The organism is Flammeovirgaceae bacterium SG7u.111, assembly GCA_034044135.1.
In the GTDB taxonomy this organism is placed as follows: Bacteria; Bacteroidota; Bacteroidia; order Cytophagales; family Flammeovirgaceae.
Window position 1 is genome coordinate 3,934,319 of the sequence record CP139021.1, and the last position, 19,682, is coordinate 3,954,000.

The 19,682-nt window shown below is 39.8% G+C and carries 18 protein-coding genes; 8 read left to right on the top strand and 10 right to left on the bottom strand.

The annotated features are described in order from the left end of the window. The first annotated feature begins 253 nt into the window (after positions 1-253). A complete protein-coding gene (sucC, locus tag R9C00_15350; GenBank protein WPO33078.1) occupies positions 254-1,444 on the top strand; it encodes an ADP-forming succinate--CoA ligase subunit beta in 1,191 nt (396 codons plus the stop codon). A 76-nt stretch (positions 1,445-1,520) separates the two neighbouring features. On the opposite strand, the gene R9C00_15355 is transcribed toward sucC, so the two are convergent. The 5 genes from R9C00_15355 to R9C00_15375 all read right to left on the bottom strand — a co-directional run bounded on the left by R9C00_15355 (position 1,521) and on the right by R9C00_15375 (position 6,327). After that, complete coding sequence (locus R9C00_15355) at positions 1,521-2,609, bottom strand: alanine racemase (protein WPO33079.1); 1,089 nt, start codon at positions 2,607-2,609, stop codon at positions 1,521-1,523. A gap of 14 nt (positions 2,610-2,623) precedes the next feature. Continuing rightward, positions 2,624-3,601: a M23 family metallopeptidase gene (locus tag R9C00_15360; GenBank protein ID WPO33080.1), complete on the bottom strand. Its 978-nt coding sequence runs from the start codon at positions 3,599-3,601 to the stop codon at positions 2,624-2,626. Positions 3,602-3,696: 95 nt separating this feature from the next. Next, entirely contained in the window at positions 3,697-4,677 is a 981-nt protein-coding gene (locus R9C00_15365) for a M23 family metallopeptidase (GenBank protein ID WPO33081.1), read from the bottom strand. Positions 4,678-4,772: 95 nt separating this feature from the next. Continuing rightward, a complete protein-coding gene (locus R9C00_15370; protein ID WPO33082.1) occupies positions 4,773-5,753 on the bottom strand; it encodes a M23 family metallopeptidase in 981 nt (326 codons plus the stop codon). 103 nt (positions 5,754-5,856) lie between these two features. Continuing rightward, complete coding sequence (locus R9C00_15375) at positions 5,857-6,327, bottom strand: SRPBCC family protein (protein WPO33083.1); 471 nt, start codon at positions 6,325-6,327, stop codon at positions 5,857-5,859. A 318-nt stretch (positions 6,328-6,645) separates the two neighbouring features. Here R9C00_15375 and ffh point away from each other — a divergent pair, with 318 nt between their 5' ends. After that, positions 6,646-7,974, top strand: coding sequence for a signal recognition particle protein (gene ffh, locus R9C00_15380; GenBank protein WPO33084.1), 1,329 nt, complete (start codon positions 6,646-6,648; stop codon positions 7,972-7,974). 99 nt (positions 7,975-8,073) lie between these two features. Continuing rightward, positions 8,074-8,955, top strand: coding sequence for an EamA family transporter (locus R9C00_15385; protein WPO33085.1), 882 nt, complete (start codon positions 8,074-8,076; stop codon positions 8,953-8,955). Here R9C00_15385 and R9C00_15390 read toward each other — a convergent pair. The 3 genes from R9C00_15390 to typA form a co-directional block, all read right to left on the bottom strand. After that, positions 8,952-9,536, bottom strand: coding sequence for a TlpA disulfide reductase family protein (locus R9C00_15390; protein WPO33086.1), 585 nt, complete (start codon positions 9,534-9,536; stop codon positions 8,952-8,954). The genes R9C00_15385 and R9C00_15390 overlap by 4 nt on opposite strands. Before the next feature lie 126 nt (positions 9,537-9,662). Continuing rightward, positions 9,663-10,307 (bottom strand): outer membrane beta-barrel protein, encoded by a 645-nt coding sequence (locus R9C00_15395; protein WPO33087.1) that lies wholly within the window; start codon positions 10,305-10,307, stop codon positions 9,663-9,665. A 210-nt stretch (positions 10,308-10,517) separates the two neighbouring features. Next, positions 10,518-12,314 (bottom strand): translational GTPase TypA, encoded by a 1,797-nt coding sequence (typA, locus tag R9C00_15400; GenBank protein WPO33088.1) that lies wholly within the window; start codon positions 12,312-12,314, stop codon positions 10,518-10,520. Positions 12,315-12,730: 416 nt separating this feature from the next. Between typA and folK the strand changes: the two genes are divergently transcribed. The 3 genes from folK (at position 12,731) to R9C00_15415 (ending at position 15,784) form a co-directional block, all read left to right on the top strand. Continuing rightward, positions 12,731-13,234, top strand: a complete 504-nt coding sequence (gene folK, locus R9C00_15405; protein ID WPO33089.1) for a 2-amino-4-hydroxy-6-hydroxymethyldihydropteridine diphosphokinase — start codon at positions 12,731-12,733, stop codon at positions 13,232-13,234. Between the two features lie 55 nt (positions 13,235-13,289). Next, a complete protein-coding gene (gene rlmD / locus R9C00_15410; protein ID WPO33090.1) occupies positions 13,290-14,690 on the top strand; it encodes a 23S rRNA (uracil(1939)-C(5))-methyltransferase RlmD in 1,401 nt (466 codons plus the stop codon). Between the two features lie 68 nt (positions 14,691-14,758). Then, the gene (locus R9C00_15415) at positions 14,759-15,784 is read left to right on the top strand and encodes a trypsin-like peptidase domain-containing protein (protein WPO33091.1); all 1,026 of its coding nucleotides are present in this window, start codon (positions 14,759-14,761) and stop codon (positions 15,782-15,784) included. Between the two features lie 83 nt (positions 15,785-15,867). Here R9C00_15415 and R9C00_15420 read toward each other — a convergent pair whose 3' ends face one another. Next, entirely contained in the window at positions 15,868-17,301 is a 1,434-nt protein-coding gene (locus R9C00_15420; GenBank protein WPO33092.1) for an arginine deiminase family protein, read from the bottom strand. A gap of 165 nt (positions 17,302-17,466) precedes the next feature. Then, on the bottom strand, positions 17,467-17,655 hold the full coding sequence (locus R9C00_15425; GenBank protein ID WPO33093.1) for a hypothetical protein: 189 nt from the start codon (positions 17,653-17,655) through the stop codon (positions 17,467-17,469). A gap of 30 nt (positions 17,656-17,685) precedes the next feature. Here R9C00_15425 and R9C00_15430 point away from each other — a divergent pair, with 30 nt between their 5' ends. After that, a complete protein-coding gene (locus R9C00_15430) occupies positions 17,686-18,000 on the top strand; it encodes an iron-sulfur cluster assembly accessory protein (GenBank protein WPO33094.1) in 315 nt (104 codons plus the stop codon). 40 nt (positions 18,001-18,040) lie between these two features. After that, entirely contained in the window at positions 18,041-19,672 is a 1,632-nt protein-coding gene (locus R9C00_15435; protein ID WPO33095.1) for a S41 family peptidase, read from the top strand. Positions 19,673-19,682 lie beyond the last annotated feature (10 nt).

Consider the following 19,682-nt stretch of genomic DNA (forward strand, 5'->3'; position numbering starts at 1 on the left):
CTCCTCCCTTTGTTTTGAAACTCAACAGTTTATACTGAATAAAGTTGATGCATCAGTTAGAGAGGTTTTAATAACTACCAAATATCATAGATAATAGAATAAAAACCTTAATTAATAGCAAGAAAAAAAGGTTTTATCGAAATACAGTTCTTTTTACATATATTTGGCATTTGATACACAACCCTTACTAACCTCAAGCTTAAGCTTAGAACACAGTTAATTAAGTAAAACTAAAGACACAACCTATTAAAAAATGAACATTCACGAATATCAAGCGAAAGAAACGCTTGCCAAATTTGGAGTTGCAATCCAAGAAGGAATAGTTGCCAATACACCCGAAGAGGCAGTAGAAGCAGCAAAAAAAATGAATGAACTGACAGGCACCACTTGGTGGGTAATTAAAGCCCAAATCCATGCTGGCGGAAGGGGAAAAGGTGGAGGAGTAAAACTTGCCAAATCCTTAGATGAAGTCAAATCAATTGCTGATGATATTCTCGGAATGCAACTAGTTACTCCACAAACTGGAGAAGAAGGGAAAAAAGTGCATAGTGTTCTTATAGCTCAAGATGTATATTACCCAGGCGAAAGTGACATCAAAGAATTTTACGTGAGCGTACTGCTTGACCGTACCACGGGAAGAAACACGATCATGTATTCTACCGAAGGTGGCATGGACATAGAAGAAGTTGCTGAAAACACGCCAGATCTTATCTACAAGGAAGAAGTTAACCCTAAAGTTGGTTTGCTTCCATTCCAAGCTAGGAAAATCGCCTTCAAACTCGGCTTGCAAGGAAAGGCTAACAAAGAAATGATGAAGTTTGTGATGGCTCTTTACAAAGCTTATGACGAAACTGACTCAGCTTTGTTTGAGATCAACCCTGTTTTGAAAACTTCTGACGACAAGGTGATTGCAGTTGATGCAAAAGTGAACCTTGACCCTACTGCTCTTTACAGACAAAAACCATTGGCTGCATTGAGAGATTTGAGAGAAGAAGATCCAATAGAAGTAGAAGCTGGTGAGCACCACCTAAACTTTGTGAAGCTTGACGGAAACGTAGGCTGTATGGTGAACGGCGCTGGTTTGGCAATGGCTACTATGGATATGATCAAGCTTTCTGGTGGTGATCCTGCTAACTTCCTAGATGTTGGAGGTGGAGCAAATGCTAAAACTGTTGAAGCTGGTTTTAGAATCATCTTGAAAGATCCAAAGGTAAAAGCAATCCTAATCAACGTATTCGGTGGCATCGTAAGGTGTGACCGTGTTGCAAACGGCGTAGTAGAGGCTTACAAAAATATCGGCGATATCAAGATCCCTATTATCGTAAGGCTACAAGGAACTAATGCTGAAGAAGCGAAGGAAATTCTTGACAACTCAGGCTTGAAAGTCACTTCAGCTATATTGCTGAAAGACGCTGCTGAGAGAGTAAAAGAAGCTGTTGCTTAAACAATAGCTTTAACGATATAAACGTCCTTGAAATAAATTTCAAGGACGTTTTTTTATTCTGTGAAAAGCAGCATTTTCACATTCTCCCAACCACTTCCCCTTCCAAGGTCAAATATTCCCTCATCAAATTTGCCGTAAGGCATGAATGGACGGGTAAAAAATAGAGGATATCCCCTATTTCGGTATTATCAAACAACTCTTTGGGCAACACTACTTTTCCATGCTCTTGGGAAAGCCCTTTTATATAAGCTCCTTCTATCGGTTGCCCCCAGTTTTTTCCTGTTTGCTCCACCATTAGACCAAAAATTGGTTCACCATTTTTCTCAAGTATATCTTTTGAAAAATGAACACCTCCCCCATAAATAACCACTTCACCCTTTTCAGGAAACTTTGCCACAACTGGGCAAGCCATAGCCACAGCAACCTGATCAAATTCACATGAGCCAATTTTCTGTTGGGTGAGGTCGTAGAACACAAAATTCCCAGGTCCAATTTCATCAATGTATTGGAAAAAATCCATTGTACTGCACGAAGGCGTATCTCCCATCACTATTTTCATTTGTGGGAATTCATCTCGAAAACCAGCTCTCAATTCTCTGAAAAGCCTGATACTCTCTATATGGATTTGATTTATCTCAGCTATTGATTGTGTTGAATAAGTATGTCCATTGTGAGTATAAAACCCTGAAAAAGTCAAGTTCGATTGGAAAACAATGTTATCTAAGCACTTCTTTATCTCATCGAACTGATCTATTGAAAAACCAGTCCGACCATAGCCAGCATTGAACTCTATAAAAATACCCACTTTTCTTTTTAAAGTAGAAAGATGGGGCAAGATACCAGCATCGGAAAGTAATAACTCTAAGTTTACCGACTCTGGAATTTGCTCTATTTCATCAAACTGAAGAGGATTTATTGGAAAAGCTATGAGGATATTTTCCCAGCCATTTTCGGCAAAGTACTTCGCCATATCTACCGAAGAAACGGTAATGTGACTTACCCCAAAATCTTTAAACCATTGCCCAACTTCGGCAGACTGATGGGTTTTAAAATGTGGCCTGAGCCTTACGTTGTGCTTATTGGCCTTTCTGACCATGTTTTCAATATTGCGAAAGCATTTCTGCTTATCCAGCAGAAGAGTTGGCTTGGTTATTTTCAAAGACATAAAAATTGGGATTATTAGAATCCTAGTGAAGCATTTTCCTTTGAGGCATACTCCAAAAGTTTATCTGCCTCTTCTTTGGTAAGTCCATTAGTGAAATAATTGACAGGATCTACTTTTCTGTTTTGATAATGTACTTCATAGTGCAAATGAGGACCTGAAGAAAGTCCTGTATTACCTACATAGCCAATAACCTGCCCCCTTTTTACGCTTTGCCCCACGGTAACATTAAAGTCCGACATGTGGGCATATTTGGTTTTGTAACCGTAACCATGAGAAATTTCAATTTGTTTTCCATATCCACCAACCCTGTTCACCAAGGTCACTTTTCCATCGCCAGTTGCATAAATGGGCGTACCTGTTTTTGCTGTAAAATCCACCCCGGTGTGAGCCCTCCAAATTTTCAGGATGGGATGAAGCCTGCGACCAAAACCTGAAGCTAATCGGGTGAGCTCTTTATTGGTAATGGGTTGGATAGCAGGGATACATTCAAGCATCTCACTTTTCGATTTGGCCAACTCAACTATCTCGTCGTAAGACTTGGTTTGGATATACATTTTCCGCTTGGTAATATCCAGTTTCTTGAAAGTTGATAAAATCAGGTTTTCTTGAGAAAGCCTTTCTTCCAACAGGTCTTTGTATCTTAAACTTCCTCCAGCTCCTGCTTGGCGAATTTCTGCTGGGATAGGCGGTGCATCGAACAAAACGCGGTAAACTTTGTCATCATTTCGCTGAAGCAAAGCCATTTGGGAGTTTATTTGTTTTAAGTCCCTATCAACCGCCTCGTATTTTTGCAAGAGAGCCGCATTTAGGTTGAGCAAAAACTGCAATCTCGAAGAAGGCATGTGCTTAGTGATGAGCACAGAAAAAATGACACCGAAAATAAGGCATATAAACACGATGCCTAGACCGTTGATGACCATCTCAAGCTTCGAGATTTTTACTTTCTCATACTTACAGGTCTTTGTATCGTAATAATATTTAATCTTTGCCATGGCTATCTTCTGAGCTAACAGAATTTTAATATACCTAAATTTGCAAATCAAATATCGAAATTACTGAACAAATAGCTGTTTTTTATATGATTTTTTTAGAAACCAAGGGAGGCATTTTCTTTTGAGGCATACTCCAAAAGCTTATCCGCTTCTTCTCTGGTAAGCCCGTTGGTGAAATAGTTAACAGGATCGACATGCCTATTTTGGTAATATACTTCGTAGTGCAAATGTGGTCCAGCTGAAAGCCCCGTATTCCCCACATACCCTATCACCTGGCCTCTTTTTACAGATTGTCCATCAACCACATTGAAGCCCGACATGTGGGCATATTTAGTTTTATAACCATAGCCGTGGGAAATTTCAATGTAATTCCCATAACTTCTGTTCATCTTTATCAACGTGGTCACTTTTCCATCTCCGGTAGCATAAATAGGCGTACCTATTTTTGCAGAAAAATCACAACCGGCATGCATCCTTGTTATTTTCAAAATTGGGTGGTAACGCATGCCATAACCAGAAGCTAACCTCCGCAGTTCTTTATTGGCAACGGGCTGAATAGCTGGGATACATTCCAACATTTCGCTTTTAGACTTAGCTAACTCCACAAGCTCATCATACGATTTTGTTTGGATATACATTCTCCGTTTGGTGATGTCTAGCTTCTTAAATGTGGAAAGAATAAGCGGCTCTTGGGAAAATCGCTTTTCTAGAATGTCTTTATATTTCAGACTGCCTCCCGCCCCTGCCTGCCGGATTTCATTGGGAATGGGTGGGGCATCAAACAAAACCCTATAGACCTTATCATCATTTCTTTGCAACAAACCCAACTGAGAATTCAACTGTTTCAAATCTCTATTGGCAGATTCGAACTTTTGCAACATGGCTACGTTCTGATTGAGCAAAAACTGTAACCTAGACGAAGGCATATACCTAGTAATGAGCATAGAAAAAAGTACCCCAAAAATGAGGCATATAAACATGATGCCTAAACCATTGATAACCATCTCTAGCTTCGAAGTTTTTACCTTCTCGTACTGACAGGTTTTTGTATCGTAATAATATTTAATCTTCGCCATAGCTATATTCTAAGCAGTGTCAGGGTTTCAACATTCCTGAATTGCGAGCCAAATATCGTAACTATTGGGCAAATAGCTATTTTTTACATAAAATATTAGAAACCAAGGGAGGCATTTTCTTTAGAGGCGTACTCCAAAAGCTTATCTGCTTCTTCTTTGGTAAGCCCGTTGGTGAAATAGTTCACTGGGTTGACGGGCCTGTTCTGATAATGTACTTCATAGTGAAGATGTGGACCTGAAGAAAGTCCTGTACTCCCCACAAAACCAATTACTTGCCCCCTTTTTACCTGTTGTCCTTTTACCACATTGAAGCCAGACATGTGTCCATACCTAGTTTTGTAGCCATAGCCGTGAGTGATTTCTATATGCTTGCCATATCCCCTACGCACTGTAGCCACCTTAGTGACTACCCCGTCGCCAGTAGCATAAATAGGTGTGCCTATTTTTGCAGAAAAATCACAACCAGCATGCATTCTTCTAATCTTCAAAATGGGATGGTAACGCATGCCAAATCCAGAAGCTAACCTTTTCAACTCTTTGTTGGCAATGGGTTGGATAGCAGGGATACGTTCCAGCATTTCACTTTTCGACTTGGCCAGCTCCATTATCTCATCATAAGATTTTGTTTGGATATACATCTTCCGTTTGGTAATATCCAGCTTATTAAATGTGGAGAGAATGAGTGATTCTTGGGAAAGCCGTTTTTCTATGATGTCTTTATATTTTTGGCTGCCCCCCGCCCCTGCTTGGCGGATTTCATCGGGAATAGGTGGGGCATCAAACAACACTCTGTAGACCTTGTCGTCATTTCTTTGCAACAAGCTCAACTGTGAGTTTATTTGTTTAAGGTCTCTATTGGCTGCTTCATACTTTTGCAAAAGCGCCACATTCTGGTTGAGCAAAAACTGCAACCTAGACGAAGGCATGTGCTTGGTGATGAGTACAGAAAAAATTACCCCAAAAATGAGGCATATAAACATGATGCCTAAACCGTTTATAACCATCTCCAGTTTCGAGATTTTTACCTTCTCGTACTGACAGGTTTTTGTATCGTAATAATATTTAATCTTCGCCATAACGTCCTTCTATTCACACATCTTAGCTACTAAGGCAGAAAAAATCAAACTAGGTATTCTTCTTAAGCAACAACAATCTATCCGATAACCAAACTTTTGAAAACTAATTGCCGCTTTGCTCACAAACTGTTTTCAATTCAGTCAAGCTTTGCTTGTAGTTTTCAGCTATTTTACCCTCAAAATCCAACAAATAAGCTACAAACCTATTGAGAGGATTCCAGCCAAACTCTCCACATTCTTTCCAAACAACCAATATGCCATCCTTGTTTGGGCTAAAATCAAAACTTATATCAGATATAAATGCTCCTTCTTGCATAATCGCCCTCATTTCAATCCTTTTTTTGGGTAGAGACTTTACTATCTCCATCCTTCCGTCACCCGATTCGGATTGCCAAGAGTAAATAGCTCCTTCACCAAAAGCTGGCCCTTCAAAGCTGGCTACCAAGGTAGAATCTAATGAAGCATTTGAAAATGCCCATTTTTCCCAATTCCGCAATTCATTCACTTGGGCAAAAACGTCACTTATTTCGGAATCAACTACAACTTCTTGCTGAACTTCATAGTTTCCGGGCAAGAAAACCCAACTTGAAACACATAACAATAAAATAGAAGCTAGTACTCCTAAAGAAAAAAAACGGAAAGATTTCATTCGATAAAAATGTTGGCTAATATGAACCTTAGTTGGTTTTATATGAAAATCTGAATATTTTTGCCTGCTCGAAGGCGGCTGAATGATTGGCAATATTACGCCAAGTGAGGGAGAAATCGTAGTGAGCTACTTAACAATACCGCAATTCAGCCCAAAATCGCCTTTTATAGATGCGAAAAAGTGAAATAGCTTTTCCATGCAAAGGCATTCATCTTAATTAAAAGACATAACAACGCAGCAATAATGTTCGAAAATTTAAGTACCAGATTAGACCAAGCAGTAAAGACCTTAAAAGGGCAAGGTAGAATTACAGAGATCAACGTAGCCAACACCGTCAAAGAAATTAGAAGGGCGTTGGTAGAAGCCGATGTAAACTACAAAGTAGCCAAAGAAATAACCAACGACATTAAAGAAGAAGCTTTCGGACGGAAAGTATTGACTTCTGTGTCGCCAGGGCAGCTTTTCATCAAGGTAGTAAACGATAAGCTTACCGAACTTATGGGTGGTACAACTGCTCCTTTTAACCCAAAAGGCAACCCTGGTATTATCCTCATTTCTGGTTTGCAAGGTTCTGGTAAAACCACTTTTACTGCCAAGCTTGCAAACCACCTCAAGAAACAAGGCAACCAAGTAATGATGACCGCGTGCGATATTTATCGCCCTGCGGCTATTGAGCAGCTCAAAACTTTGGGCGAACAGATTGATGTAGAGGTTTATTCCGAACCTGAAAACAAAAATGCTGTTGAGATTGCCAACAACGCAATCAAACATGCAAAGTCCAATGGTAAGAGCATCGTAATTGTCGATACAGCAGGTCGTTTGGCTGTGGACGAGGCGATGATGAACGAGATATCAACCCTTAAAAAAGAACTCAACCCTCAAGAAACCTTATTCGTTGTCGATTCGATGACGGGTCAAGATGCTGTGAACACTGCAAAGGAGTTCAACGATAGGCTCGATTTCGATGGCGTAGTCCTTACCAAGCTAGATGGTGATACGCGTGGTGGTGCAGCCCTTTCTATCCGTTCGGTAGTAAACAAACCTATAAAGTTCATCAGTACTGGTGAAAAAACTGATACTATTGATGTTTTCCACCCAGACAGGATGGCCAATAGGATCTTGGGCATGGGCGACGTCGTTTCTTTGGTAGAGAAAGCTCAGCAGGTTTACGACGAAGAAGAAGCACAACGTCTCAATAAGAAATTCAGAAAGAACCAACTTGACTTCAACGATATGCTTTCGCAAATCAGGCAAGTGAAGAAGATGGGTAACCTCAAAGACCTTATGGGTATGATACCGGGCATGAGTAAGATGATGGGCGATGCTGAAATTGACGATGATGCGTTCAAGCCTGTTGAAGCGATCATTTTGTCGATGACTCCAGACGAAAGGTCTAAACCTGAGCTCATGAACACAAATAGGAAAAAAAGAATTGCCGACGGAAGTGGAACTTCTATCCAGCAGGTAAACAACCTAATCAAACAGTTCCATGAAATGAAAAAAGCCATGAAAAAAATCAATACTATGAACATGGGGGGCAAAAAAAATAAATTCAAAGGACTGGCTCGGTAACCCCTAAGATTTATCGAAAAGCATTTAGCAAAAATGCCATTGGTCTTTAGCCAATGGCATTTTTTTATTACCAAGCCCAAGAACACAATTTCAAAAAACATGAAAAACAGTCAATTTAAGCATCTTATCGAATTGAACTTGGCTACAATATTTCTCTCTACTTCGGGAGTTTTGGGCAAGCTTATCACGCTTTCGGCTACTTATACCATTCTGATGCGCTGTGTTGTTGCGGTTATACTTATCTTTTTGTTTGAAAGAGTAAGAGGGAACAAACCTGTTATAAATATCAAGAAAGACTGGCTGTTTTTTGTAAAAAGTGGAGTATTGCTCGGGCTCCATTGGGCTACCTACTTCTACGCCATTCAAATATCTTCAGTCGCCGTTGCTGTATTGTCCTTGTTTACCTTCCCTATCATCACAACCCTTTTAGAGCCTTTGTTCTTCAAAACAAAACTTTCTTTGTTCAATGCTATAGGTGCGGCAATGGTATTGGTAGGTATCTTTTTTATCATCCCAGACTTTGACCTTTCTAACAAAACAACCTTAGGTGCATTTTCGGGAGTTTTTTCGGCACTTTGTTTTTCTGTAAGGAACTTGCTCAACAAGAAATATGTAGGAGTTTATTCTAGCTCTACCATAATGCTTTACCAACTTCTGGTGAGTATTATTTTACTTTCACCCACACTCTATTTTTCAGATGTCCACATATCTATTTCCAATGCAGGTTATCTGTTCCTCCTTGGCTTCATAACCACAGCGGTAGGGCAAACGATGTTTGTACAAAGCTTGAAAAACTTCAGTGCTGCCACGGCAAGCGTTATCACAAGCATCCAGCCTGTTTATGGAATTCTTATGGCATTCCTGATCATAGAGGAACGACCTGCACCACAAGTAATCATTGGTGGATCAATGATCCTTTTTACAGTATTTGCAGAAAATATCAGACAAATATCTCTGAACAAAAAAATGGAATCGAGCTAAAGGTTCGTCAGAAAATCTTTAAAACCATTAGTATCGTAATTTGCGATACCAGCTTTTTTGTACACAACTTTTCCTTCAGGCGAAACTACCACAGTTGTTGGAATAGAGCCGGTACTGTACGAAGAAGGCATTCCTTCAGAATAAAAAACAGGAAAATCAAACTCCTTCTTCTCCATAAACTTGGGAACTTTGGTTCTGTCTTGGTCAACGGAGATCATCAGAAATACCACATCATCATTTTCCTTTTGAGAAAGGTATAAATCATTAATAGAAGGCATTTCGGCAACACAAGGAGGACACCATGTAGCCCAAATATTGATAAAAACAGTTTTGCCTTTAAACTGTTCAAGGGAAATCCTTACCCCTTCCATATCGCTAAAGCTCAGGTTATAATCAGCATAATACTGCTCTTCTTCAGGCAGGCCGTCTCCCGCATTGTGCACGCCAGTTACCATCACCATGCGCTGCAAAGCTCCAAACACATCTGTAGAAAGCCCTGTGACATACAAAAAACCAAATATCCCAAGGATTACCCCAAACTCTATCAACTCCCTTTTTAAGCTTTTTTTCTTCTTTTTCATTTATGATAATTCTTTCATATGTATTACACTCCCTTAAACCTCTCTACCCCTTCCCTAGTTCCAAAAGGACATAAAAAAAGCATCACGCTTTGGCGTGATGCCTAATATTCAATTCTTTTATCTTTCTTAGAAGAATACCCCTGCACTCAAAATCACTTGGTTTTGGCGAGTGTCAAATGATCTTTCTTGACCTAATATTTTCACGCTATCGCCTAGTTTACTCAAGTTTCCTTCATACTTTAGGTCAAGTACAATTTTACCTAAATTCAGACCTACACCTGCTTGATAGCCAAAGGTAGCTCCATTGAAACTTTGCTCAAAATTTGTAAACTTATCTTCTAAATCATTTTTATCACTAATAACGATCGTGGCAATTGGTCCAGCTTGTAAAGCTACAGGTCCTAGTTTAAAACCGACCATTGCAGGAATGTCTAGCCTTGTAAATTTTACCTGAGCCTTTTCAGGAGCTGCGCCATTTTTCAAGTCTTCAACAGTATATTCACCACCAACTGAGGTGATCAACAATTCAGGTTGTACATACAAAGGCAATACAGGAATATTGATCCTCGCCATAGCGCCAACGTGAAACCCAAGTTGCGCATCACCAGCTTTTAATTTGAGCTGCTCAAATTCATCATCACTTGTTACAATTAAGTCGTCACTTGTAAGAGACGCAGAGTTTACTCCACCTCTTACACCGAACTTAATCAACTGGGCATTTGCGATTTGGAAGCTTCCTAATACAAAAAGCAGTAAAATAATTTTTTTCATCAGAGTTAGGTTTTAGTTAAAATATTATTTGGGAAACTGTCATATGGACAACTCATTTTATCTATACGACAATTTAACAAACGAATACTATTCCAATAAGGATACTCTCAATAAAGAATTTTGAAAATAAAAAATTGCCCAACGTAAATCTATACATTGGGCAATATATTTAGCACTTAGCAAAGGCTAAGTTAAGTAAGCCAAAGCTTATTACTTTGCCGCTTTTCTTCTTTCGTTCTCGTCTAGGTGAATCTTTCTGATTCTGATAGACTTAGGAGTAACCTCTACATATTCATCTTTCTTGATGTATTCTAAGGTTTCTTCCAAAGACATCGTCCTTTTAGGAGCAATCTTACTATTATCATCAGAACCTGAGGCCCTCATGTTCGTAAGTTTCTTTCCTTTTTGTACATTCACTACCAAGTCAACATTTCTACTGTGCTCACCAATTACCTGACCTAGGTAAAGGTCTTCTCCTGGATCTACGAAGAAAACTCCCCTATCTTGAAGTTTGTCAAGAGAGTAAGCTGTACTTGGACCAGTTTCCATAGAAATCAACGAACCATTGCTCCTACCTGGCAACTCACCTTTGAACGGTTGGAAATCTAAGAACCTGTGGCTCATTACCGCTTCACCAGCAGTAGCTGTCAGTACTTGGTTTCTTAAGCCTACTAAGCCTCTCGAAGGAATCTCAAACTCTAGGTGTTGTAAAATGCCCTTTGGCTCCATCACTTTAAGTTCACCTTTACGCTGGGTTGCAAGCTCGATAACCTTACCAGAAACTTCCTGAGGGACATCTACAACCAAGAGTTCAAAAGGCTCACATTTCACACCGTCAACTTCTTTAAATAGAACTTGCGGTTGGCCAACCTGAAGCTCGTACCCTTCCCTACGCATCGTTTCGATCAACACAGACAAGTGAAGGATACCACGACCGTAAACCATAAATTTATCTTCCGACTCGCCATCCACTATCTTAAGTGCGAGGTTCTTCTCTATCTCTTTGTAAAGCCTATCCCTCAAATGCCTTGAAGTAACAAACTTTCCTTCTTTACCAAAGAATGGTGAATTATTAATAGTGAAAAGCATACTCATAGTAGGCTCTTCGATTTCAATTCTTGTGATAGGTTCTGGGTTTTCAAAATCGGTAATGGTATCACCAATTTCGAAATCTTCGATTCCTACAATAGCTACAATATCTCCAGCTTTTACGCTTTCAACTTTCTTCTTACCAAGTCCGTCAAAAATTTGAAGTTCTTTGATCTTCACCTTTTTAACAGAATCATCTTTTTTACAAAGGCCTTGAACTCCACCTTCTTTCAACTCACCTTGTATCAATCTGCCAATGGCGATCCTACCTACGTAAGCTGAATAATCGAGAGAAGTAACTTGTAACCTTGGAACTCCTTCTGGCTGAGGTGCCGCAGGAATATGCTCTAATACTTTATCTAATATAGGAGTGATCGTATCTGTTGGCTTTTGCCAATCATCGCTCATCCAGCCATTCTTAGCAGAGCCATATACGGTAGGGAAATCTAGCTGATCTTCGGTCGCGTCCAAGTGGAACATCAAATCGAACACAGATTCCAATACTTCGTCTGGGCGACAATTTTCTTTATCTACCTTATTGATAACCACAATTGGTTTCAAGCCAAGGTGAATAGCCTTGCTCAAAACAAACCTTGTTTGCGGCATAGGCCCTTCAAAGGCATCGACCAAAAGCAATACGCCGTCGGCCATTTTCAATACCCTCTCTACCTCACCACCAAAATCGGCGTGACCAGGGGTATCTATAATATTAATTTTTACACCTTTATATACAACAGAAACATTTTTAGAAAGAATCGTAATTCCTCGTTCCCTTTCCAATTCGTTGTTATCCAAAATCAGTTCGTTTACCTCTTGGTTCTCTCTGAACTGGTTTGTCTCATGTAAAATCTTATCAACCAGCGTAGTTTTACCGTGGTCAACGTGCGCAATAATGGCTACATTCCTGATGCCTGACATACTTTCCAATTTTGATTAAGCCGCAAAGGTATGCATAATCAGTGGTAGTATTGATGTTGTAGCTTTCAAAAGTTTTACTATAAATGAAATAGCTCAATAAAACCTTGGAAAAACCACTTTTTGGGATGATATATCTGATTTATTATCAATAATTTAATCTTTCGCCTTGATTTGAACCACTAAAAAACTTCATTTACGCATTCTCTAAATACAAAACGTACTTTTATTGCCAAAGCATTAGCGCATGACATTCACAAATTGTACTTTTGCCGTTTGACAAACTAACTTGGCCAGTGCCAAGGAGGAATACTTCACCTTTTACACCCAATACTAAACAACATACGCATATCATCTCTTTACTCAAATTTAGTAAGGAGGAATTGGATATAAACTTATATTTTACACAATTTCAGAGAATGAGCAAAGCCTATTTATTATTAGGGAGCAACTTGGGCAACCGCGAAGAAAATCTTCAAACAGCTATTAGAGAATTAGAAACCTTGGTTGGGAGCATCACGAAGTATTCCTCAATTTACGAAACCGCACCCTGGGGCGTAGAAGACCAACCGTCCTTCTTAAACCAAGTTATTGAAGTTGATACAGCCCTTTCTCCCGAACAGGTGCTGGAAAATGCGCTTGCCATAGAAGCCGTACTGGGAAGGAAACGCTGGCACAAATGGCATGCCCGCACCATGGATATAGATATCCTTTACTACGACAACTTGGTTATACGAACGGCAAACTTGATAGTGCCCCATAAGGAAATTCAAAACAGGATGTTCACCTTGGTGCCTTTGGCAGAAATAGCGCCTGATCTTGTTCACCCGCTAATTGGGAAAAGCAACTTAGAATTGTTAGAAAATTGCGATGATGAGTTGGGTGTGGAAGATGTAAAAAACAGCAAAGCAAATATCAGATAAGAACTTAATCATCTGGTTTTAAGAATTTATACATGATCTTGATTTTTTGAGTGAAATGGCTAGGAAAAGAAAATTAATAAAAGACGTACAGATAGTTGACGTAGCCGAAGACGGCAAATGTGTTGGCAGGGTTGAAGACGGAATGGTAGTGTTTGTAAAAGGGGTAGTTCCTGGCGATGTGGTAGATGTAAAAATTACCAAAAAGAAGAAGAACTACATGGAAGGCCAGCCTGTGAATTTCAGCAAAAAAAGCGAGATACGTGTCGAGTCTTTTTGCGAGCACTTTGGCACTTGCGGAGGCTGCAAATGGCAGCACCTCGAATACAGCCAGCAGCTGGTTTACAAGCAGAAAGTTGTGGTAGATGCTATGGAACGAATTGCCCGTGTGCCAATACCAGAAACCATTCCTATCCTTCCTTCAAAAGAGACCAAGTATTACAGAAACAAACTTGAATTCACTTTCACTTCTGACCGCTGGCTTACTACGGAGGAAATAATGACCGAAATAGTCTATGAGCGAAGAGGAACAGGTTTCCACTTACCAGGCAGGTTCGATAAAGTCCTCGACCTCAACCATTGCTATTTACAAAAAGACCCTTCAAACGACATCCGTGTTGGTTTGAAAGAGTTTGCCATAAAAAATGATTTTGATTTTTTCGATCTTTATAAAAACGAAGGTTTCCTTAGGAACTTAATCATCCGAACAGCCAACACTGGCGACCTTATGCTCATCCTCCAGTTTTTTGTAGATGATGAGGAAAAAATCAAGAAAACACTGGATTACCTAATTGAAAACTTTCCTCAAATCACCTCGCTCAATTATGTAATAAACTCAAAGGTGAACGATGTGATTTCAGACTTGAATATCATCTGCGCCCATGGAAAGCCCTATATTGAGGAAGAAATGGAAGGCTTGAAATTTAGGGTTGGTCCAAAATCTTTTTACCAAACCAATTCGGAACAGGCTTACGAACTGTACAAAATTACAAGAGACTTCGCCAAGCTTTCTAAAGAAGACGTGGTGTATGATTTGTACACGGGAACGGGGACAATTGCCTTGTTTGTAGCAAGAGATGTAAAGGAAGTAGTAGGACTGGAATATGTGCATGGAGCTATTGAAGATGCCAAGGTGAATGCTGAGACAAACGGCATTGAAAACTCACGGTTCTACGCTGGGGATATTCGCTATTTGCTAGATGAAAAATTCATAAAGGCAAATAAAGAGCCCGATGTGGTCATCACCGATCCTCCAAGGGCGGGTATGCACCCAGATGTAATTAAAACATTGCTCAGAACTGGGGCAAAACGAATAGTATATGTGAGCTGTAATCCCTCTACCCAAGCTAGGGACATTGCTATGTTAAATGAAAAATATGAGTTAAAAAGAATTCAGCCTGTAGACATGTTCCCTCACACTCATCATGTGGAAAATGTTGCACTATTAGAAAAAAGATGATATGTTGCAAGTGCTAAACTTGACAAACAGACCATGACTAACATATTAAAACCAAAACTTTATGATTCATGGCTAAAGCACTTTCTGTTAGTATTTTACTATTACTCTCGTCTATTTGCCTTCAAGCACAAGATTTAAGTAAACTTTTTACATCCGTCAACAATTCTGTAGTGGTAATAGAAACCACCGAAGAAATCCCTTTGGGAGGTGGGTCAAGGCGCAACACCGCCAGTGCACAAGGTATTGGCACGGGTGTTTTGATCTCTGCAGACGGAAAAATCATGACCGCAGCTCATGTGGTTCAAACAGCTGAATCGGTTAAGGTACATTTCCAAAATGGAGAGGTAATTCCTGCTGAAGTTATTGCCTCAGCCCCTGCCGCTGATGTTGCGCTTATTAAAATAAACTGGATGCCTAAAGACCCAGTAATAGCCAAGGTAGGCGATTCAGATTTGGTATCTACAGGAGATAGGATTTGCATCATAGGCACACCCTTAGGACTTGAGCAATCATTATCGGTTGGTTATATTAGCGGAAGAAGGGATCCTAACAAAACCACAAGAGGTTTTTATCAAATCGAATATTTCCAAACAGACGCAGCTATAAACCATGGCAACTCTGGCGGTCCCATGTTCAATATGAAAGGAGAGGTCATTGGCATCGTCAGCTATATATTAAGTGAATCTGGAGGGTTTGAAGGCTTAGGCTTCGCCGCCACTTCTAATATGGCTACCAAATTGTTACTTGAAGAACAGTCTGTTTGGTGGGGAACTGAAATGCAAATTCTCCAAGGAGCTACGGCAAAAATGCTTAACGTCCCGCAGGAATATGGTCTATTAGTCCAAAAAGTCGTACCGATTTCGCCAGCAGGAGTTTTGGATTTGAGAGGCGGCTCTATCAAAGCAAACATAGAAGGCACTGACCTTTTACTAGGAGGAGATATTATTATTGCCATCAACGGCATTAGGTTTTCCAATAAAAACAGCTTGCTTGAAGCAGAAAAAACCCTCCGAGGGCTTAAAAAAGGAGATGAGGTAAGCGTCGAAATATTAAGAGAAGGAAAGATTCAGACCTTGCAAGGTGAACTTCCTTAATCAATTGCCTCAAACTAAAGAGACAAAAAAGGGAAAAGCTTTTTGAAGCTTTTCCCTTTTTTATTTAATAATTTCTGCCCCTCCTAAAAGAACGAATCTCTCAACAATGGCATACTAATGCAATGTGACCCACCTCTCGCTCTAGAAAGTTCCCCTGAAGTCAATAATATAAGCGTATTTTCCACGTCATCAGGCTTCCTTACGCCTTCTTCAAATTCCTTCAGCAAATCATTTACATGAATAACATCAAAACCCTTTTTCCTAAAAGCATCCGCCGTTCGGTTATTCCTATCGTACCCAATCACGACACCTTCTTTTAGCGCAAGCACATTACAGGAATCTGTCCATTGCTCACGCTGCACAAACGGAAATTCCCCATCTCCCGATAGTATAAATTCTGTTTTCTCGGTACTGCCTAAGTCATTTTGGCTCACATCATCCAGCAAATCTTCCAAATGGAAAAACTTCTTAGGTGTATGAGGATTGTCTTTGCTTACTTGAATTATTTCCAAAGAAAAAGGCTCAACTGGCTCTCCTAGCTCAGGAATTAAGTGTTGCTTCCCATAAGCAGTTCCACTCTTGGAAAATGGGGCAAACAGCACCCACATGTTTCTTTTTACTTGGGTAAAAGTTGTATCGATATGCATGAAAGCTCTAGTATTCGGTATTTTGATCACCGAAACCTTATCGACTACATTTCTGGCAAAAAGTTCTTGGATTACTACACTAGTCCCGTGCAACGTTGTCCTTTCGCTACAACCTATGAGCAGATGGTTTGGAGCAACCATCATCACATCTCCACCTTCCACGGAAACCGTTTTTAACTTACGTTCCTCCGCATCAAAAAGGAAGTAATCTTCACTGTTTGAGACTTCAATTACCCTATCGCGCATTTCTTTAAATGCTACATGATTGAAAAATATATAGGTTGACAAAATCCCTTCCCTACTCCGCGCAGTTGTAGCAGGCTTAGTCAGTAGCACATGATCGTTCACTACCACAGCTATGTCACGGGTAAAAATAAAGTTGGGAACGGGTGGGAAGATCATTCGTTGATCAGGCATAATCCCTGAAACCAATACCGCTGCTAACTGAACTGGCTTAAGCTCCAGCAGCTGCTCTTGCATTTTATAAGAAATACGCTCATGCGCTACTACCGATGCAACCAATTTCTTTTTTACCGAATCGTCTTCTAAAATTTGAGACAGTAAAAACTGAGGTTCTAGGACTTTATCGGAATTGAAATAATTGGGGTGTTCAGGGTTGAAACAACTCCTGTCATTTTTATCGACCCCTTCCACTTGTTTAGCTTTTTCGGGATCGAGAAAATAAAGCAAAAGCTTCGTATAGAGGTCGTATTCATCTTTTCGCAATGTTTCGAGGTGTAGGATATCTTCAAAAAGCCAATCTTGTGCTTTTGCAGGGATGATTTTCCCCAAGCCGTCATCTGGGCTATGTACCATTATTTTCCTCAACCTTCCTACTTCACAATCTACAAATACGTTATCGTTTTTCATTCCTTATCCTTTATGGTTGTTCATTTGATTGGGGCAAATTTAAAAATTCGATCATTCCCTAGCTATTAATACCGTCTTATTTCGAAGCAATTTGCACGTTGGTCATTCTATTATTTTGACCATTTACAGAATTTCTCTGAACTTTTACCCTTAAAAAATCTATTTTTAAAAAACTAAAAATGTTTTTAATAACCAGTGTAAAGTCACCTTTCGGAGAATTTTCACGCAAACAATGGCAAGCTTCATAAAGTTAAGCACAGGCATACCCATAAGCATTGGGAGATAATGTGGCTTTAAACCAATTGCTTGGCAAGCAAAAAGGCTTAAGGTTTTCTTAGCTTTTGCTTTACTCATGTTTGCCGTAATATAAACTAACAATATCACATGGAAACAACAACATCCTTGATACCAATAAAATTAACAGAAAGAGCAATCACCGAAGTAGCAAACATAGTCAACAGTAAGAAAATCCCTGAAAACTATGGGTTAAGAGTTGGCGTAAGAGGCGGCGGTTGCGGCGGAGCAGGGTTTTTTATTGGCTTTGACAAGGCGAATGATGAAGATAAAATATACCAGATACAGAATTTCGAAGTATATATTGATAGAAAGCATTTCATGTATTTACTTGATGTTGAGCTTGATTTTGAAGAAAGGGCTGAAGAACAAGGATTTGTGTTTAATACACCTCAACAAGACTAATCCGGTAAGTACAGCTGACCAAAGTTAATAGAATATTTATATGAGAGAAAAACAACCAAATAACTCCAATTACATCATTAGGCTACCTTTTCTATTGTCAATTGCCATTTGCATTGGGATTTACCTTGGTGCAAATTGGTTTAGTTCTTCTGCCCCAACATCTGGCGAGATCAATAGCAATGCAGGTAAATTCAGAGATGTACTTGGATACATTGAGCGATACTATGTAGACACGGTTGACCTTGATGAACTCACCGAGCACGCCATTGAAGAAGTACTTACCAAGCTCGATCCACACACAGCTTATATACCTGCAAAAGATTATGACATGGCCAACGCACCTCTTCAGGGTGACTTTGAAGGAATAGGTATCGAGTTCAATATTTTTAAAGATACAATCAACGTAGTTGCTGTGCTCCCAGAAGGACCTTCCGAAAAAGCAGGGCTTAAACCAGGAGACAAACTTTTGGAAGTTGATGGAGAAAACCTTGCCGGCATAAATGTGAACAACCGAAAGGTAGTTGAAAAACTTAGGGGCAAAAAAGGGACAAATGTTGAAGTAAAAATAAAGAGAAGGGCAATGGAAGAACCTCTTTCGTTTACCATAAAAAGGGATAAAATCCCAACCACTACTGTTGAAGTAGGCTACATGATAGATGAGAAAACAGGCTACATAAAAGTAACGAGGTTCGGGGCAAAGACCTACGATGAATTCGAATCTGCTCTTTCAAAACTTGTTGACCAAGGCATGGGTAGGCTTGTCCTCGATTTGAGGGATAACTTAGGTGGTTATATGGACAAGGCCATTAGCATAGCAGATGAATTTTTGGCTGGTAGCCAGCTTATTGTCTATACAGATGGACAAGGAACGCAATTCGACGACGAGGCAAATGCTAGCAAAAAAGGGTTGTTTGAAGCAGGTTCGCTTGTCGTCTTGATCAATGAAAACAGTGCAAGTGCTTCGGAAATAGTAGCAGGAGCTCTCCAAGATAATGACAGAGCTTTAATAGCAGGGCGCAGATCATTTGGCAAAGGGCTAGTACAAAGGGAAATCAGATTGGACGATAATTCCGCCTTACGTTTAACGATTTCTAGGTATTACACACCTAGTGGAAGGTCTATCCAAAAACCGTATGGAGATGGCACTGACTATTCCCACGAAATTCAACAACGCTATGCACATGGTGAGCTTTTCAACAAAGACTCTATAATACAAGACACAGAAAATCAATATGCAACTTCAAAAGGTAGAACAGTTTACGGAGGAGGTGGAATTATGCCAGATTTCTTTATTCCCCAAGATACGAGCTACTACTCTACATATCTCAACAAACTGATTTCCAAAAACCTATTGAGGGAATATGCTTATAACTATGCCGCAGAACACCGTGAGGAACTTACTGAAATGGGCTTACACAAGTTCAAACAAAAAATGTATATTAATGAAAACATCATGCGCGATTTTGTAGCTTTTTCAGCTAGCTCAGGCGTTCCTTACAACGATACGCAATTCTTGATCTCCAAAGGATATATTGAAAATTACCTGAAAGCATTTGTGGCGAGAGCCATATGGAAAGACGAAGGGTTTTATCAGGTGTACAACCAGTTTGATAACGAAGTAATAGAAGCCTTAAAGCTTTTTGATAAGGCAGAAGATATAAGCGGGATTTAGGAAAAACCTG

Bases quoted from the DNA above. Each gene is read 5' to 3' on its own strand.
- typA (WPO33088.1), bottom strand. From the start codon at position 12,314: ATGTCAGGCATCAGGAATGTAGCCATTATTGCGCACGTTGACCACGGT.
- R9C00_15425 (WPO33093.1), bottom strand. From the start codon at position 17,655: ATGAGTAAAGCAAAAGCTAAGAAAACCTTAAGCCTTTTTGCTTGCCAA.
- R9C00_15430 (WPO33094.1), top strand. From the start codon at position 17,686: ATGGAAACAACAACATCCTTGATACCAATAAAATTAACAGAAAGAGCA.
- R9C00_15370 (WPO33082.1), bottom strand. From the start codon at position 5,753: ATGGCGAAGATTAAATATTATTACGATACAAAAACCTGTCAGTACGAG.
- R9C00_15390 (WPO33086.1), bottom strand. From the start codon at position 9,536: ATGAAAAAGAAGAAAAAAAGCTTAAAAAGGGAGTTGATAGAGTTTGGG.
- R9C00_15360 (WPO33080.1), bottom strand. From the start codon at position 3,601: ATGGCAAAGATTAAATATTATTACGATACAAAGACCTGTAAGTATGAG.
- rlmD (WPO33090.1), top strand. From the start codon at position 13,290: ATGGCTAGGAAAAGAAAATTAATAAAAGACGTACAGATAGTTGACGTA.
- sucC (WPO33078.1), top strand. From the start codon at position 254: ATGAACATTCACGAATATCAAGCGAAAGAAACGCTTGCCAAATTTGGA.
- ffh (WPO33084.1), top strand. From the start codon at position 6,646: ATGTTCGAAAATTTAAGTACCAGATTAGACCAAGCAGTAAAGACCTTA.
- R9C00_15355 (WPO33079.1), bottom strand. From the start codon at position 2,609: ATGTCTTTGAAAATAACCAAGCCAACTCTTCTGCTGGATAAGCAGAAA.
- folK (WPO33089.1), top strand. From the start codon at position 12,731: ATGAGCAAAGCCTATTTATTATTAGGGAGCAACTTGGGCAACCGCGAA.
- R9C00_15385 (WPO33085.1), top strand. From the start codon at position 8,074: ATGAAAAACAGTCAATTTAAGCATCTTATCGAATTGAACTTGGCTACA.
- R9C00_15365 (WPO33081.1), bottom strand. From the start codon at position 4,677: ATGGCGAAGATTAAATATTATTACGATACAAAAACCTGTCAGTACGAG.
- R9C00_15435 (WPO33095.1), top strand. From the start codon at position 18,041: ATGAGAGAAAAACAACCAAATAACTCCAATTACATCATTAGGCTACCT.
- R9C00_15420 (WPO33092.1), bottom strand. From the start codon at position 17,301: ATGAAAAACGATAACGTATTTGTAGATTGTGAAGTAGGAAGGTTGAGG.
- R9C00_15415 (WPO33091.1), top strand. From the start codon at position 14,759: ATGGCTAAAGCACTTTCTGTTAGTATTTTACTATTACTCTCGTCTATT.
- R9C00_15395 (WPO33087.1), bottom strand. From the start codon at position 10,307: ATGAAAAAAATTATTTTACTGCTTTTTGTATTAGGAAGCTTCCAAATC.